The sequence below is a fragment of the Pseudoduganella sp. R-32 genome, from assembly GCF_049913245.1.
Taxonomy (GTDB): Bacteria; Pseudomonadota; Gammaproteobacteria; order Burkholderiales; family Burkholderiaceae_D; genus Rugamonas.
Genome location: NZ_CP183987.1, coordinates 6164958 through 6180318, shown reverse-complemented (window position 1 = coordinate 6180318; position 15361 = coordinate 6164958). Strand labels below are relative to the sequence as shown.

Genomic DNA, 15361 nt, shown 5'->3' with positions numbered 1-15361 from the left:
TATGATTCCACTCGACGACGACCGGCCAGATCCCGACGCGCTGCTGGCGCAAATGCAGCAGGAGCGCAAGGCGGCGCGGGGCAAGCTGCGCATCTACTTCGGCGCGTCGGCCGGCGTCGGCAAGACCTACGCCATGCTGTCGGCCGCCCGCAAGTTGCAGGCGGCCGGGCAGCTGGTGCTGGTCGGCGTCATCGAGACCCACGGCCGCAGCGAAACGGCGGCGCTGCTGGAAGGGCTGGACGTACTGCCGCTTCGGGCAATTGCCTATCGCGGCAAGATCCTGAACGAGTTCGATATCGATGCCGCCCTGGCGCGCCGCCCGCCGCTGGTCCTGATCGACGAACTGGCGCACTCCAACGCGCCGGGCTCGCGCCATCCCAAACGCTGGCAGGACGTGGAAGAACTGCTGGAAGCCGGCATTGATGTCTTCAGCACCGTCAACGTGCAGCACCTGGAAAGCCTGAACGACGTGGTGGGCGGCATCACCGGCATCCAGGTCAATGAAACCGTGCCCGATACCGTGTTCGACGCCGCCGACGAAGTGGTGCTGGTCGACATCCCGGCCGACGAACTGTTGACGCGCCTGAAAGGCGGCAAGGTCTACCAGGCGCAGCAGGCCGAACGGGCCGCGAAAAACTTCTTCCGCAAAGGGAACCTGATCGCGCTGCGTGAACTGGCCCTGCGCCGCACTGCCGACCGTATCGAAGACGATGTGCGCGCCTATCGTGTCGAGCAGTCGATCGACACCATCTGGAAAACCGGCGCATCGGTGCTGGCGCTGATCGGCCCGCGCCCAGGCTGCGAGCAAGTGGTGCGCAGCGCCGCACGCCTGGCGGGACAACTGGGCACGCAATGGCACGCCATCTACGTCGAGACGCCGGCCTTGCAACGCCTGCCGGCCGGGGAGCGTGAGCGCGTCCTGAAAATGCTCAAGCTGGCGCAGGACCTGGGCGCCACCACTGCCGTGCTGTCCGGCAGCGATATCGCCGCCACGGCTGCCGCGTACGCGCGCAGCCACAACCTGTCCAAGATTGCGATGGGGCGGGCGCACCGCAACTGGCCATGGCGCCGTTCGCATATCCGCAGCCTGGCGGCACATGCGCCCGACATCGACCTGATCGAAGTGTCCGGCAGCGAGGTCGAAGCGCATCCGGTGCAAGCCGCAGCCGGCACCGCCGCGCCGGACGACGCCGACGAAGATGCGCTGCGCTTCAGGCGGCGGGCGAAGGGCTTTGCGGTGGCTGGCCTCGCCAGCGTCGGCATGGCCATGCTGGCGACGCCGCTGCTGCCATACTTCGACCTGGCCAATATTGCCATGCTGTTCCTTTTGGTGGTGCTGCTGGTGGCAGTGCGCTACGGGCGCGGGCCATCCGTGCTGGCGACCTGCGTCAGCGTGGCGTGTTTCGACTTTTTCTTCGTGCCGCCACGCTTCAGTTTCGCGATCTCGGACCTGCAATACGCCATCACCTTTGCCGTGATGCTGGCGGTAGGCTTGATCACCGGCCACCTGACCGCGGGCTTGCGCTTCCAGGCCCGTGTGGCCTCCTATCGTGAAGCACGCGCCCGCGCCCTGTACGAATTCGCGCGCGAGCTGTCCGGGGCGCTGCAGACCGGGCAAGTGTTCGAGACCACGGCGCGCTTCGTACAATCGACTTTCAATGCCAAGGCAACGCTGCTGGTGCCTGATGCCGACGGAAGGCTGCACCTGCCGCCAGGCACCGCTCCGGTGCCTGCGCTTGACGAGGGCGTGGCGCAATGGGCGTTCGACCATGCCGAAAGCGCTGGCCTGTGCACGGACACGCTTCCGGCCAGCCCCTTGTTCTACATGCCGTTGGTAGCGCCCATGCGCACCCGTGGCGTGCTGGCCATTGAGCCGGCGCAGCGCCGCTGGCTACTGATTCCCGAACAGCGGCAGCACCTCGACACCTTCGCGGCGCTGGCCGCGATTGCACTGGAGCGGGTGCATTACGTCGAAGTGGCGCAGGAGGCGCTGGTCAATATGGAATCGGAACGGCTGCGCAATTCGCTGCTGGCAGCCTTGTCGCACGACCTGCGCACGCCGCTGACTTCACTGGTCGGCCTGTCCGAATCGCTGGCCGGTTCGCGCCCGGCGCTGTCGGCGCAGCAGCTGTCCCTCGCCAGCTCCCTGCATGCCGAAGCGCTGCGCATGAGCGCCCTGGTCGCCAACCTGCTCGACATGGCACGCATCGAAAGCGGCGAATTGAAATTCAACCTGCAATGGCAGCCGCTGGAAGAAGTAGTGGGCAGCGCCTTGCGTTCTAGCCGACTGCAGCTGACAGGGCACAAGGTCAGCACCCAGCTCTCGCTCGGCTTGCCCCTGTTGCGCTTCGACGCGGTGCTGATCGAACGCGTGCTGTGCAACCTGCTGGAAAACGCCGCCAAGTACACGCCGCCCAGCGCATCCATCGTGATCTACGCCGTGCAGCGCGGCGAATTCGTGCGGGTCATGGTGTACGATAACGGCCCGGGCCTGCCGCGTGGCCGCGAAGAAGCGATCTTTGAAAAATTCACCCGCGGCGAAAAAGAATCGGCCAAGCCGGGCGTCGGCCTTGGGCTGGCAATTTGCCGCGCCATTGTCGAAGCACATGGCGGCACGATAGCGGCGGACAAGTCTCCGCTCGGCGGCGCCGCCTTCGTCTTCACGCTGCCGGTCGGCACGCCGCCAGGGCTGCCTGAAATCGAGGAAGAATGAACACCCAACAATCCGAGATTGTCCCCACCGCCTTGCTGGTGGAAGACGAACCCCAGATCCGCCGCTTCGTGCGCGCCGCACTGGAGGAAGAAGGCTGGCACGTGCACGAATCGGCCAGCATGCAGCGTGGCCTGATCGACGCCGGAACGCGCCGGCCCGACCTGGTGATCCTCGACCTCGGCCTGCCAGATGGCGACGGCAACGACTTCATCGCCGACCTGCGCAAATGGTCGAATGTGCCGGTCATCGTGCTGTCGGCGCGCGTCAACGAAGCCGACAAGATCAAGGCGCTCGACGCCGGCGCCGACGATTACCTCAGCAAGCCATTCGGTACCGGCGAGCTGCTGGCCCGGGTGCGCGCCACCCTGCGCCGCCAGCGGCAACCGCAGGCCGACAGCGCCGGCCAGGTGCAATTTGGCGAAGTAGTGGTCGACTTGCCGAACCGCCGCGTCACCAAGCGCGGCGAGCACGTCCACCTGACGCCAACCGAATACCGCTTGCTGTCCGTGCTGGTCGCCAACGCCGGCCGCGTGATGACCGCGCCCCAGTTGCTGCGCGCCGTCTGGGGCCCCGCGCAATCGGACAACAGCCACTACCTGCGCATCTACATGGGCCACCTGCGCCACAAGCTGGAAGACGACCCCGCCCAGCCGCAATACCTGCTGACCGAAACCGCCGTCGGCTACCGCCTCCAATTAACTTGAAAGTCGGGGTCAGGTCTGGCAATCCGCCACAAATGTGGCGGATTGCCAGACCTGACCCCGACTTTTATTTCGAGAGCATGCGCATGGCCCGCTCGAGGCCTTCGATGGTGATGGGGAACATGCGGTTCTGCATGATCTGCTTGATGACGCTGATCGACTGGCGGTATTGCCACAGGCCTTCCGGCTCGGGGTTGAGCCAGATGAACTTCGGGAAGTGCGAGGTGAAGCGTCCGAGCCATTCGGCGCCGGCTTCCTCGTTGTTGTATTCGACCGAGCCGCCGGGCTGCAGCACTTCGTAGGGACTCATGGTGGCGTCGCCGACGAAGATCAGTTTGGTGTCGGGCGGGTATTTGCGCAGCACGTCCCAGGTGGCGAAGCGTTCGGCGTTGCGGCGGCGGTTGCTGCGCCACAGGTAGTCGTATACGCAGTTGTGGAAGTAGTAGAACTCCATGTTCTTGAACTCGGTCTTGGCGGCCGAGAACAGTTCTTCCGCGCGTTCGATGTGGTCGTCCATCGTGCCGCCGACGTCCATCAGCATCAGCACCTTGACGTTGTTCTTGCGCTCGGGCTGCATCTTGATGTCGAGGTAGCCGGCATTGTTGGCGGTGGCGCGGATGGTCTGGTCCAGCGCCAGTTCCTCGGCCGCGCCTTCGCGCGCGAACTTGCGCAGGCGGCGCAGGGCGACCTTGATGTTGCGCGTGCCCAGTTCGCGCTCGCCGTCGTAGTCCTTGTAGGTGCGCTGCTCCCACACTTTGACCGCGGTGCGGTTGCCACCCTTGCCGCCGATGCGGATGCCTTCGGGATTGGTGCCGCCATTGCCGAACGGGGAGGTGCCGCCGCTGCCGATCCATTTGTTGCCGCCTTCGTGGCGTTCCTTCTGCTCTTTCAGCAGTTCGTTGAGGCGGTCCATCAGCTTGTCGTAGCCGAATTTCTCCAGCGCGGCGATCTGCTCGGGCGTCAGCTCGCGCTTCATGCGCTGCAGCAGCCAGTCGAGCGGGATCTCCTTGGTGGTGTCGAAGACGGCGTTGATGCCTTTGAAATACTGGCCAAAAGCGCGGTCGAACTTGTCGTAGTTGGCCTCGTCCTTCACCAGGCACAGGCGGCTCATGTAGTAGAAGTCGTCCAGCGATGGCTCCAGCACCTGCTTTTGCATGGCTTCCAGCAGGGTGAGGAATTCCTTGATCGTGACCGGGATCCTGGCGTCTTTCAGCGTGAAGAAGAAGTCGATCAGCATGCCGTTTCCCTCCGCGCCAGCAGGTAGCGCAGTTGCGCCTTCACTTCCGGCCATTCGCCGCGCACGATGCTGTACATGACCGTGTCGCGCACGGTGCCGTCGCGGCGCACGGCGTGGTGGCGGATCACACCGTCCTTCTTTGCGCCGAGTCGTTCGATGGCGGCCTGCGAGGCATGGTTGAAGTTATCGGTGCGGAAGCCGACCACGGCGCAGCCCAGCGTTTCGAAGGCGTGCGTCAGCAGGAGCAGCTTGCAGGTGGTGTTCACATGCGTGCGCTGCACGCTGCGGCGGTACCAGGTGTAGCCGATTTCGGCGCGGTCGATGGCGGGCACGATGTCGTGGTAGCTGGTGGTGCCCAGCACCTGGCCGCTGGCCGCATCCACCACGGCGAAGGCCAGCCGGGAAGGGCGCATTTCCAGGGCGGTGGCGATGTAGGCTGCCACCTTGTGCGGTTCCGGCACGGAGGTGATGCGCAGCTTCCACAGCTCGCCGTCCTGCGCGGCTTCACGCAGGGCGTCGGCATGCTGCGGTCCGAGCGGCTCCAGGCGCAGGCCGTTGGCTTCCAGCGTGACCGGGGTTGGTGCGTCCATCAGCGGTTGGTCCTCGACATGAATACCAGGCGTTCGAACAGGTGCACGTCCTGTTCGTTTTTCAGCAGGGCGCCGTGCAGCGGCGGGACAGCCGCCTTCTGGTCCTTGCCGCGCAGGACTTCCGGCGGGATGTCTTCGGCCATCAGGAGCTTCAGCCAGTCGAGGAATTCGCTGGTCGATGGCTTCTTCTTCAGGCCCGGCACGTCGCGCACTTCGTAGAAAGTTTGCAGGGCGGTGGCCAGCAATTCCTGCTTCAGGTGAGGGTAGTGGACCTTGACGATGGCTTCCATCGTGTCCTTGTCCGGGAATTTGATGTAGTGGAAGAAGCAGCGGCGCAGGAAGGCGTCCGGCAGTTCCTTCTCGTTATTCGAGGTGATGATCACCAGCGGGCGGTGCCTGGCGGTGACCATCTCGCGCGTCTCGTAGACGTAGAACTCCATGCGGTCCAGTTCGCGCAGCAGGTCGTTCGGGAATTCGATGTCGGCCTTGTCGATCTCGTCGATCAGCAGCACCACCGGTTCCGGCGCGGTGAAGGCTTGCCACAGCACGCCCTTGACGATGTAGTTGTGGATGTCGCGCACGCGTTCATCGCCCAGTTGGGAATCGCGCAGGCGGGACACGGCGTCATATTCGTACAGCCCTTGCTGGGCCTTGGTGGTGGATTTGATATGCCACTGCATCAGCGGCATGTCGAGGGCGGCGGCGACTTCTTCGGCCAGCATGGTCTTGCCGGTGCCCGGCTCGCCCTTGATCAGCAAGGGACGCTGCAGGGTGAGGGCGGCGTTGACGGCCAGCTTCAGGTCATTGGTGGCGACGTAGTTGTCCGAGCCTTCAAAGCGTTGCGGTGCGTGCATAGAAAATTTCCAGTGAGTTGATCAATGGAAGTATATGCCAGAGCGGCCTGGCGCGGTGCCGCGGTCCTCGGATTTCAATTAACTTTTTTATATTATCCCGTTGCACTTTTATATTCTTATTTGATGCTATTGCGTTAATGCGTATTTATTGTTTTGCAAACTCGCGGTTGCTGCCGGGCGCACCGCCAAGCGTGCATTTGCCCGATGATTTCTGCCGATTCTGGCCAAAATGTCCGCCTTCTGTTGCTAATTACTCACTAATGAGGGTGCCCTCGAAAATTAGCCGGATATATCTCTTGCCTTTTGAGATATACTTCCCGCCATTTCCATATGGCAACATTTTTTCGACTGCTAATATTCTTCAGATAAAGGGCTGGTGTGAATAAGAACCTATTCCAATTAATTCCCCTGGTCGCCTTGTTGGCGGGCCTTGCTGGCTGCGGCGGCGGCTCCGACAGTGGCGCCAGCGGTGCGCCTGGCAGTGGCTCGACCGGTAGCGGCAATCCTGCAACGGGTGGCAGCCAGCCATCCACGCCTCCTTCCGGCGGCCAGACCAGCGGTCAAACCGGGGTCAGCGCAGCGTTGACGGCCGGTGATGCCCAGTACGCCACGACCGATGAAATCATGCAGGCGGCGCAGGCGCTGATATCAGGGCAGGCCGCCAAGTACGGTGAACTCAAGCAGGCCTTGTTCCAGCTCGGCGCGGATGGCAAGCGGACCAGTTCCAGCGTCGGGCTCATCGACTGGAACCCGACCCATGATTCGTCGGTTTTCGGCGTAGGCGACAACTCGCGCAACCACGTTATCCTGCCTTCCAACTGGAGCTATAGCGACAGCGCCGCCGGTAACGGTTCCGCCCTGGCGGTCGCCGGCGTTGCACCGGGCAGCAATGCGCGCTACGCCGCCTTTGGCGGCAATCCGCTGGGCGTGCCGGGCAACGCCAATATGGACCAGTTCATGGTCAACCTGGCGACCTGGTTGACCGCGCGCAGCAGCCTGGCCAACCTGAAGGTCGTTACCGCGCACCTGCCTGGTACCGAGACCTATTGGTTCCCTTACGAGAAGAAGGTGCGCGACTGGTTCTTTGCCAAGTCGCCGACGGCAACCGTCAACGGCCTGGCGGCTGGCGCTACGCAAAAAGACAATGTGTGCGACGGCGCTGCGCTGGCAGGCTGCCTGCAGAGCGCGGACCTGCTGGTGATTGGCCGCGAGCAGGGGCCGGGCGCCTATGATGGCGCGGCTGTGATGCAGGCAGTGGCCGACGCCCAGAAGCGCGGCATTCCGGTGCTGTACCTGCACCACTACCGCGACAGCGACGACCTGTCCGACCGCTTGCTGAATTACTTCGGTCTCAGCCAGCAAACCAATTACTGGAGCAAGCAAGGCCTGTTGTCCTTCGACCCGGCGGCCTTGCCGGCGAATTCGCCGCAACTGAGCAAGTTCCAGAACCTGCTCAACCGCCTGAACCAGAACAACTTCACCACCAGCTGGAGCGGTTGCACGAGCGGCGGCCGCATCGACTGCTCGGATGACGTTGCGTACATGGCGGAATTCGGCAATCCGGTCAAGGATGTGCAGGACGTGATCCGGGACCTGGACAACCCGCAGGCGCCATTGTTCGCCCAGACCGGCTACCAGCTGGAGAAGCTGCTGGTCCTGCTGGGCGACAAATACCGTGCGGCCCTGTCCTACCCGATGACCAGGACCGCCAACCGCCAGGACTTTTTCCGCGGCCTGTTCTCCGACATGACGGTGATGTACAACCGCAGCGTCACGACCGTCGCGAAGAACCTGGGCAATTTCTCGGACCTGTTCCCGGCGACCACGCCGACCGTGTCCAGCACCGTTACCACGGGCCTGCCGAGCAGCGGCACCAAGCAATACATGACCGGCCTGTACGTCATGCCGGGAACGAAGGTGACCCTGACCCGCACCGACAACGGCGGCAACACCGTACGCTTCGGCCTGAACATGCTGCGCGATACCACCTGGGTCTTCAACACCTATGACCGTCCGTCGCAAATCAGCTCGCCGCGTTTCGCGCTGGAGCCGAACAAGCCGGTCGTGATCAGCAGCCCTTACGGCGGTCCGCTGATCCTGTTCATCGATGCGCCGGTGGCCGGCGAACAGTCGGTCAGCGTGAAGGTCGATGGCGTGATTACGCATCCTATCCTGCGCAATGCCTACGACCCGGTGCAGGTGGCGGCCTTCCAGGATGCCGTCAACACGACGCCGACCGGCTGGGTGGTCTTTGCCACCGATACGCTGACCGTGCAGTCGCAGAAGGACAAGTTCAAGCGCACCATTTCCAACTACCAGGGCAATATGGTGCGGCTGGCGGACACCACCTTCAAGTACACCATCAAGGATACTTACGAGCTGGCCGGCTTCAACGCCTCCAGCGGCTTCCTGGGCCTGGCGCCAAGCGTCAAGGCCAAGTGCGACAGCCTGGGCTGGGACTGCACCGGCACCCAGCACCGCCGCGACACCATGCAAAACGTGATCGCCGATTCGCATGCCGCTTGCGGCAACGGCTGCTCCGGCAATCCTTATGACCAGGACTGGCCGTTCGAGCCGCTTGGCTGGGGCGAGTCGCACGAGATCGGGCATAACCTGCAGGTTTGGCGCATGAAGATTTACGGCGGCCAGTCGACGGAAGTGTCGAACAACATCTTCCCGGTGCATAAGATGATCAAGTTCAATCAATCGCCTGCAGGCATTGCCGCCCCGCTCAAGGCGCGCCCGGATACCGGCTTCGCCGCGTTCAGCGCCCTGAAGACGGCGCTGGCTGCCGCCGATCCGGCCAACGCCATGTTCAACAGCACCTGGTCCGACAGCAGCTACGCCGCCAACAACTCGGTACGCATCATGTTCTATCGCCAGCTGGTGGAATACGCACGCTATTACAACAGCAGCTTTGTCGACGGCTGGGAGCTGCCGACCCTGCAATACCTGCTGGACCGTAATATGAGCGCCAGTTCGGGCAACTGGGCCAGCGTGGCATCGGGCTATGGCTTCGGCACCTACGCCAGCTACCCTTCCAATATGGACGGCAACGACTTCATGCTGGTCTCGAGCTCCTTCCTGATTGGCCGCGACATGCGTCCGATGTTCAAGCTGTGGGGCATCACGGTCAGCGCAGCAGCGGAAGCCCAGGTGGCGGCATACAACCTGCCGGCAGCAGCGCAGCTGTTCTTCCCGATGAATGACTTGATCAGCTCGGGCAGCGGCGTGGGGCAGCCGGTCACCATGAGTGCAACTGCCAGCTATCCGGCCGGCTATTAAGGCCCAGCCAGGGCTTGCTGTTATGGCAAGCCCTGGCAAACCACAGTTTCAGGCTGTTGCTTGTTCCATCTTATGGACGATTGGCCAACTTCTAAGGTAAAATCGCAGGTTGAGGGCGCAAAGGAGCGGTTTTGTTGCGCAATGCAGTGTCCGATTTCAACTGACTAAAGCCCACACCTATGAAAAAAATCTTCGCACTCCTCGCGCTGACCGCAGTTGCGCAGGCAGCCGTCGCCGCGGACATCGTCGGCGACGCCAAGAACGCAAAAGGCAAGATCGAGATGTGCATCGGTTGCCATGCAATTCCAGGCTACAAAGCGACTTTCCCCGAAGTTTTCCAGGTGCCGATGATCGGCGGCCAATCTGCCAAGTACATTGAAAACGCGCTCAAGGGCTACCAGAAGGGTGAGCGCAAGCACCCGACCATGAAGGGTATCGCTGTCAGCCTGTCCGACCAGGACATCGCCGACATCGCCGCGTTCTACTCCCAGCAGAAATAAGGCCCTGAACCATGAAAAAACTGATTACCGCTCTGTTCTGCTCCGCAGTCTCGTTCAGCGCCCTGGCTGGCGGCAGCATCGAAAATGGCAAGGCCCTGACTGAAAAATACAGCTGCGCTGCCTGCCACGGCAAGGATTACAACTCCCCGATCGACCCGAGCTATCCAAAGCTGGCCGGCCAGCACAAGGATTACCTGCAGCATGCGCTGACCGCTTACAAGCGCGGCGACGCGCCGAACGGCCGCTCCAACGCGATCATGACCGGCCAGGTCAAGCCCCTGACCAACAAGGACATCCAGGACATCGCCGCCTACCTGCACTCGCTGCCAGGTTCGCTGGTCCTGATGCGCTGATTCAGCGCTGCTTGAAGAGAAGCCCGCCCTGTGCGGGCTTTTTGCATTTTTAAACCACGGTTGCCGGCGTTCGTCACAGCGCCGAGCCGCGCGCACTGGCCGCTGTTAAGCTTCCTCCAACATTTGGAGGAGACGATGGCTTACAAGCTGGATATCAATGGCGCGGCCCGCACGGCCGATGTCGAGGGCGATACGCCGCTGCTGTGGGTGCTGCGCGATACGCTGGGGCTGACCGGTACCAAGTACGGCTGCGGAGCGGGCGTTTGCGGCGCCTGCACCGTGCACATCGACGGTCAGGTGGTGCGAAGCTGCGTGATGCCGGTCAGCGCGGTCGGCAAGAGTAGGGTAAGGACGATCGAAGCCTTGTCGCCGGATCGTTCGCACGCCTTGCAGCAGGCCTGGATCGCGGAGCAGGTGCCGCAGTGCGGCTACTGCCAGTCGGGCATGCTGATGGCGGCGGCGGCGCTGCTCAAATCCCATCCCAGGCCGACCGATGCGCAGATTGCGGAAGCGATGACGAACCTGTGCCGCTGCGGCACGTATCCACGCGTGCGGCGCGCAATCAGGCGTGCGGCGGGGATGAAGGTGGAGGAGGTGGCATGAGCAACCGCCGCGACTTCCTGAAGACCTTGGCGGCCGGCGGCCTGCTGCTCGCCGTCGGCCCGGCCGTCGCTGCGGCGGCCGAGACGCCGCTTCCGCCGCCGGGCTGGGTGCGCATTGCGCCGGACGGCAGCGTCACCATCCTCTCCAACACCAGTGAAATAGGACAGGGCACCGGCACCGCCATCGCCCAGCTGCTGGCCGACGAAATGGACCTGGACTGGAAAACCGTGCGCATCGAAATGGCGCCGCTCGAAAAGCAGTTCATCAACGCCGGCTGGGGCGAATATGCGACCTATGGCAGCGGCGGCGTGGCGCGCCAGTTCACGCAACTGCGCAAGGCCGGCGCCCAGGCGCGCGCGATGCTGGTGAGTGCGGCTGCCGCGGAGTGGAAAGTCCCGTCCGAAGAATGCGACACTCAGCTTGGCGCCGTACTGCACAAGCCTAGCGGCCGCAAGCTGCCCTATGCCAGGCTGGTGCAGCTGGCGGCAGCCCAGCAGGTACCGGCCGATCCGCCCTTGATGCCGAAGCAGCGCTGGCGCTACATGGGCAAGGACGTGGCCCGGCTCGACCTGCCCGCCAAGACCGATGGCAGCGCGGTCTACGGCATCGACGTGAAAGTGCCCGGCATGCTGCATGCCGCGATCATGCAGTGCCCGCACTTCGGCGGCAAGCTGGCGGCGCTCGACCCGCAGCCGGCGCTGGCAAAGCGCGGCGTGAAGAAAGTGGTGCGCCTGCCCGATGCCGTGGCTGTCGTGGCCGACAGCTATTGGCGCGCGCAGCAAGCGCTCAATGCGCTCAAGCCGGAATGGAACCTCGCCGCTGCCAGCAAGCACTCCAGCGCCCCGTACCGCGATTTGCTGCGCGAGGCAGTGCAGAAAGAGGGCGACCTGGTCGTGCCGCGCAATGGCAAGGCCGAAGACATCGGCGCCGCGCACGACGCAGGCGTGGCCAGGTCCATCGCCTGGCTGGAACGGACCTACAGCGTGCCGCTGCTGGCGCATGCCACCATGGAGCCGATGAACGGCACCGCCAGCGTCAGGGACGGCAAGGCGGAACTGTGGCTGCCGACGCAAGCGCAGGACACGGCCCGCACCTATGTCTCGCAGGCGCTTGGCATCGCGCCGGAAGCGGTCACGATCCGCACGACGCTAAGCGGCGGAGGTTTCGGCCGCCGCATCGAGGCCGATTTCGCCGTGCAGGCAGCCCTGATCGCGAAGGAAGCCGGCGTGCCGGTCAAGCTGCTGTGGAGCCGCGAAGAAGACATGCGCCACGGCTACCACCGGCCGGCCGCCGTGCTGCGCCTGCGCGCCGGCTTCGACGCCGCCGGTGCGCTGGCCGCCGTGCGCATGGACAGCGCGAGCGACACCCTGTTCAACTACTCGCGATTCGGCGCGGACAGGCAGTACGCCAGGCCTTTCGACCGCAGCGCAGTCGGCGTGCTGATGACCCGCCACTACGGCTTGCCCGGCTTCGCTCACCGCACCAACACCATCGACGCCGGCGTGCCGCTTGGCTACTGGCGTTCGGTCGCCGCGTCGCAGAACGTCTTCGCCACCGAGTCCTTCGTGGACGACCTTGCCCTGCGCGCCAAGGAGGACCCGCTTGATTACCGGCGCAGCCTGATGAAGGCAGGCAGCCGCGAAAGCGCGGTGCTCGACCAGCTGGAAGCGCGTTCCGGCTGGCGCGGCGACAGGCTGCCCGGGCGCCACTGCGGCATGGCTTTCACCTGGGCCAACGGCACCTATATCGGCCAGGTGGTCGAACTGTCGGTCGACGCGGAATCACGGGTCAGGCTGCACCGCGTCACCACGGTGCTCGACTGCGGCATTGCGGTCAACCCGCGCAACATCCGCGGCCAAGTGGAGGGCGGCATCATCTTCGCCCTGAGCGCGGCCTTTTACGGCGAAATCACGGTCAGGGATGGCGCGGTGGAACAGTCGAACTTCAGCGATTACAAGCTGCTGTCCCTGGCTGAAACGCCGCAGATCGACGTCGTGGTCATCGACAGCAACGAGGCGCCCGGCGGTGTCGGCGAGGAAGCGGTCGGCCCGCTGGCGCCGGCCCTGGCAAATGCCCTGTTTGCCGCCACCGGCCGGCGCTACACCGATTTGCCTTTGATCAAGGCCGGGCTGCGGCTGCAATGATTGGATAGTTTCCATGTGGCATTCATGGTCTATGCTGAAGGAAAGCATGATGCTTGGAGGAAATCAACATGGAAACTTCGACAATCTACGTCAGCCATGCGCTGCCAGCGCGCGGCCTGTTGCGGCGCGTCGACAAGGCGCTGGGCCGGGTTGGCGGACTGCCGGCCAGCGCGCGCCAGGCCAGCCAGCATATGGTGGCGCTTGAGTTGCGCGACGACGTTTTCTGCTGGCCTTGCGTATTGCAGCGCATGGGCAGCCGCGCCGCGCTGGCGGGCCTTGCCTTGCGCCTGGCATCTGCCTTCGGCTCCAGCCACGCCATCGTGACGCCGCGCGCCGGGGCGGGCGCCGGCACGGCGTGGGATGATTTTGCGGCCGAGGCCACGCTGCCTGAGATGCTGGCGCACCTGGAAGCCTGCGCAGGCTCCTGCATCTACCTGCTGTCCGATGGCCACCTGGCCGCGGCGCCGGATGCCCGCCTGGCAGGCGGCTATTGCGTGTTCAGGAAGCCGGCATAAATATTTGCTGCACTGCGATTATTGGATAGTTTCCGCGAGGAACCTGTGGTCTATCATGGCCGTATCAAGAAATCGCGGAGGTGCCGAGAGATGGTGTACTTGCTTACTGCATTGCTGGCCGGGGTGGCAGTGCTGATGCTGTGCCTGATCGCCCGCCTGGGACGCAAGTCGCAAGCCCTGCTGGCTGCGACGCTGCCGTGGCTGATCAATGTCGGCCCGGCGCTGGCAGCCGGTTCCGACCACCTGGTGCGCTCGGTGATTTTCGCGGCAGTCGCCAGCCCGCTGGTGTTCGCCCTGATCTGGCATATGCCTATCGTCCGCGTGGACGAGGCGTGATCGCTTACTTTACCGCCTTCTGCCTGGCGGCCCTGGGGATCTGGCAGTCGCGGGCGGTAAGCCGGAAACGCGCTGTGCTGGGCCTGTTCGGAACGGCAGCGATCATGCTGCTGCTGGCCGCGGTGGTGTGGCAGCTGACGCGAACCATGTCCGACGTGCGCTACGCCTTGTTGCTGGCTGCGGGCTATGGCTTGGCGGGCGCCGCGCGCCTGCTCCTCAAATCCGGCGCTTGACCGCTTCCACGTAGGCCGCGCCGTCCGGCGGCACGCCGCGGCGCTGGGAATTCCAGATCATCTCTCCCAGGCACTCCATGATTTCGTGGTGCGCGGCGTGTTCGGTGCCCAGCTTGCGCGCCAGTCCAACAAAGGCTTCGCGAATGCCGCGCGGCTGGTCGATCGACAGCTGTTCGGTGATCGACAGGTGCATCGACAGGTGCAGGAAAGGGTTGGCTTCGCTGCCTTCGACCGAGTAGTCGCGGGCGATGGCCGCTTCCACATCCTTCAACTGGTCGTGGTACTCGGGGTGCGCCATGATCCAGTCGCGGGCGATCAGTTCGATCGGGTCCATGATTTCGTTGGCGTTGGCTTTGCGGTAGACGTCGCAGAAGAAGCGGCGAACGTCGTGGGAAGACGGGGTAAACATGCCGCCATTGTACCTTGCTGCGCCAGGGTGTATCCTGCGCCCCTTTCTTCGCTGCTTTTTTGATAATGCCGGGATTCCTGCCGTTTTTCTTTGTCGACCATGCGCTCTATGAAGGCGCGCCCAAGGTGCCGGCCGCCATCGTGCTGCCGGTGAAGGTCGAGGGCGTCGATTGCTATGCGCAGCTCGACACCGGTGTCGCGGGCGCCGTCGTCTGGCATAGCGAGGGCGGCGAGGGACGCAAGGAGGTGACGCTCGAACTTGCCGGCTTGCGTCGTGCGGTCGCCGCGAGCTCCGCCAGCCTTGCCTTGCTGGAGCAGGGGCGCTGCACCGAAGGCGTGATTGCCACCATCGGCAACGAATTCTTCGAACAGGGCACGCTGGAGCTCGACCTGGCCGGATCGCGCTACCGCTGGCAGCAGGGCGCGGCGCTGCAGCAGGCAGCGGACGCGCAAGCCATGCGCTACGCGCGTTGGGGCGGGGCGGGCGGCCAGCCCCTGGTGACGGTGCGCGTGGCCGGCGGCGAGCCGCAGGCTGCCCTTCTCGATACCGGCTCCGCGGCGTTTGGCCTGAACGGCCATTCGGCGCAGGCGATGGCCGCGCTGACCGGTGGCACTGCGCTGCGCGACGAGCGGCGCTTTTCTGCCAACGCGTGGGGCAGGCAGCTGCCTTGCGTGATGGGAACGGCGCCGCGCACCCTGGAGATCGGCGACAGCATCAAGCTGCCCGCCTTCCTGGCCGGCTATTGCGAGGGCCTGGGCTTCGAGCCTGGCGAACCTCTCGCCGGCGTGGTGGGCTTGCACCACTTGCTGGGCAAGCTGCTGGTGATCGACTATGTGTCGCAGCGCTGGGCCTTGCGCCAGCCATAAAAAAAGCTGCCCTCTCGGGCAG

At 64.2% G+C, this 15361-nt stretch carries 15 protein-coding genes; 11 read left to right on the top strand and 4 right to left on the bottom strand.

Features of this window, described 5'->3' with window-relative positions; all coding sequences use genetic code 11:
* The first annotated feature begins 1 nt into the window (after window position 1).
* Window positions 2-2713, top strand: coding sequence for a two-component system sensor histidine kinase KdpD (gene kdpD, locus ACN9MU_RS28275; protein ID WP_426343784.1), 2712 nt, complete (start codon window positions 2-4; stop codon window positions 2711-2713).
* The gene (kdpE, locus tag ACN9MU_RS28270; protein ID WP_426164970.1) at window positions 2710-3417 is read left to right on the top strand and encodes a two-component system response regulator KdpE; all 708 of its coding nucleotides are present in this window, start codon (window positions 2710-2712) and stop codon (window positions 3415-3417) included. Before kdpD ends, kdpE begins: the two co-directional genes overlap by 4 nt.
* A 64-nt stretch (window positions 3418-3481) precedes the next feature.
* Here kdpE and ACN9MU_RS28265 read toward each other — a convergent pair whose 3' ends face one another.
* Genes ACN9MU_RS28265 through ACN9MU_RS28255 form a run of 3 tightly spaced genes read right to left on the bottom strand, consistent with a single transcriptional unit; the run spans window position 3482 to window position 6095 of the window.
* Window positions 3482-4651, bottom strand: a complete 1170-nt coding sequence (locus ACN9MU_RS28265) for a vWA domain-containing protein (protein WP_426336430.1) — start codon at window positions 4649-4651, stop codon at window positions 3482-3484.
* Entirely contained in the window at window positions 4645-5241 is a 597-nt protein-coding gene (locus ACN9MU_RS28260) for a GNAT family N-acetyltransferase (RefSeq protein ID WP_426336429.1), read from the bottom strand. Before ACN9MU_RS28260 ends, ACN9MU_RS28265 begins: the two co-directional genes overlap by 7 nt.
* Entirely contained in the window at window positions 5241-6095 is an 855-nt protein-coding gene (locus ACN9MU_RS28255; RefSeq protein ID WP_426164965.1) for an AAA family ATPase, read from the bottom strand. The genes ACN9MU_RS28260 and ACN9MU_RS28255 overlap by 1 nt, the downstream gene beginning before the upstream one ends.
* Window positions 6096-6473: 378 nt before the next feature.
* Here ACN9MU_RS28255 and ACN9MU_RS28250 point away from each other — a divergent pair, with 378 nt between their 5' ends.
* The 8 genes from ACN9MU_RS28250 to ACN9MU_RS28215 all read left to right on the top strand — a co-directional run bounded on the left by ACN9MU_RS28250 (window position 6474) and on the right by ACN9MU_RS28215 (window position 14064).
* On the top strand, window positions 6474-9380 hold the full coding sequence (locus tag ACN9MU_RS28250; RefSeq protein ID WP_426164963.1) for an ImpA family metalloprotease: 2907 nt from the start codon (window positions 6474-6476) through the stop codon (window positions 9378-9380).
* A 179-nt stretch (window positions 9381-9559) separates the two neighbouring features.
* Window positions 9560-9880 carry a c-type cytochrome gene (locus ACN9MU_RS28245; RefSeq protein WP_426164961.1) on the top strand — a complete coding sequence of 107 codons (321 nt, stop codon included), beginning with the start codon at window positions 9560-9562 and terminating at the stop codon, window positions 9878-9880.
* A gap of 11 nt (window positions 9881-9891) precedes the next feature.
* Window positions 9892-10233, top strand: a complete 342-nt coding sequence (locus ACN9MU_RS28240; RefSeq protein ID WP_426343783.1) for a c-type cytochrome — start codon at window positions 9892-9894, stop codon at window positions 10231-10233.
* A 135-nt stretch (window positions 10234-10368) separates the two neighbouring features.
* Entirely contained in the window at window positions 10369-10836 is a 468-nt protein-coding gene (locus tag ACN9MU_RS28235) for a (2Fe-2S)-binding protein (protein ID WP_426172323.1), read from the top strand.
* Window positions 10833-12980 carry a molybdopterin cofactor-binding domain-containing protein gene (locus tag ACN9MU_RS28230; RefSeq protein ID WP_426336427.1) on the top strand — a complete coding sequence of 716 codons (2148 nt, stop codon included), beginning with the start codon at window positions 10833-10835 and terminating at the stop codon, window positions 12978-12980. The genes ACN9MU_RS28235 and ACN9MU_RS28230 overlap by 4 nt, the downstream gene beginning before the upstream one ends.
* Before the next feature lie 68 nt (window positions 12981-13048).
* Window positions 13049-13495, top strand: coding sequence for a hypothetical protein (locus ACN9MU_RS28225; RefSeq protein ID WP_426164955.1), 447 nt, complete (start codon window positions 13049-13051; stop codon window positions 13493-13495).
* Window positions 13496-13585: 90 nt separating this feature from the next.
* Window positions 13586-13831: a hypothetical protein gene (locus tag ACN9MU_RS28220; protein ID WP_426164953.1), complete on the top strand. Its 246-nt coding sequence runs from the start codon at window positions 13586-13588 to the stop codon at window positions 13829-13831.
* Entirely contained in the window at window positions 13828-14064 is a 237-nt protein-coding gene (locus ACN9MU_RS28215; RefSeq protein WP_426164951.1) for a hypothetical protein, read from the top strand. The genes ACN9MU_RS28220 and ACN9MU_RS28215 overlap by 4 nt, the downstream gene beginning before the upstream one ends.
* Here the strand turns inward: ACN9MU_RS28215 and ACN9MU_RS28210 are convergent.
* On the bottom strand, window positions 14048-14473 hold the full coding sequence (locus ACN9MU_RS28210) for a DUF1841 family protein (protein ID WP_426164949.1): 426 nt from the start codon (window positions 14471-14473) through the stop codon (window positions 14048-14050). The two genes, ACN9MU_RS28215 and ACN9MU_RS28210, sit on opposite strands and share 17 nt — an antisense overlap.
* 65 nt (window positions 14474-14538) lie before the next feature.
* On the opposite strand from ACN9MU_RS28210, the gene ACN9MU_RS28205 reads away from it, so the two are divergent.
* Entirely contained in the window at window positions 14539-15339 is an 801-nt protein-coding gene (locus ACN9MU_RS28205; protein ID WP_426164947.1) for a hypothetical protein, read from the top strand.
* The last annotated feature ends 22 nt before the right edge of the window (window positions 15340-15361 follow it).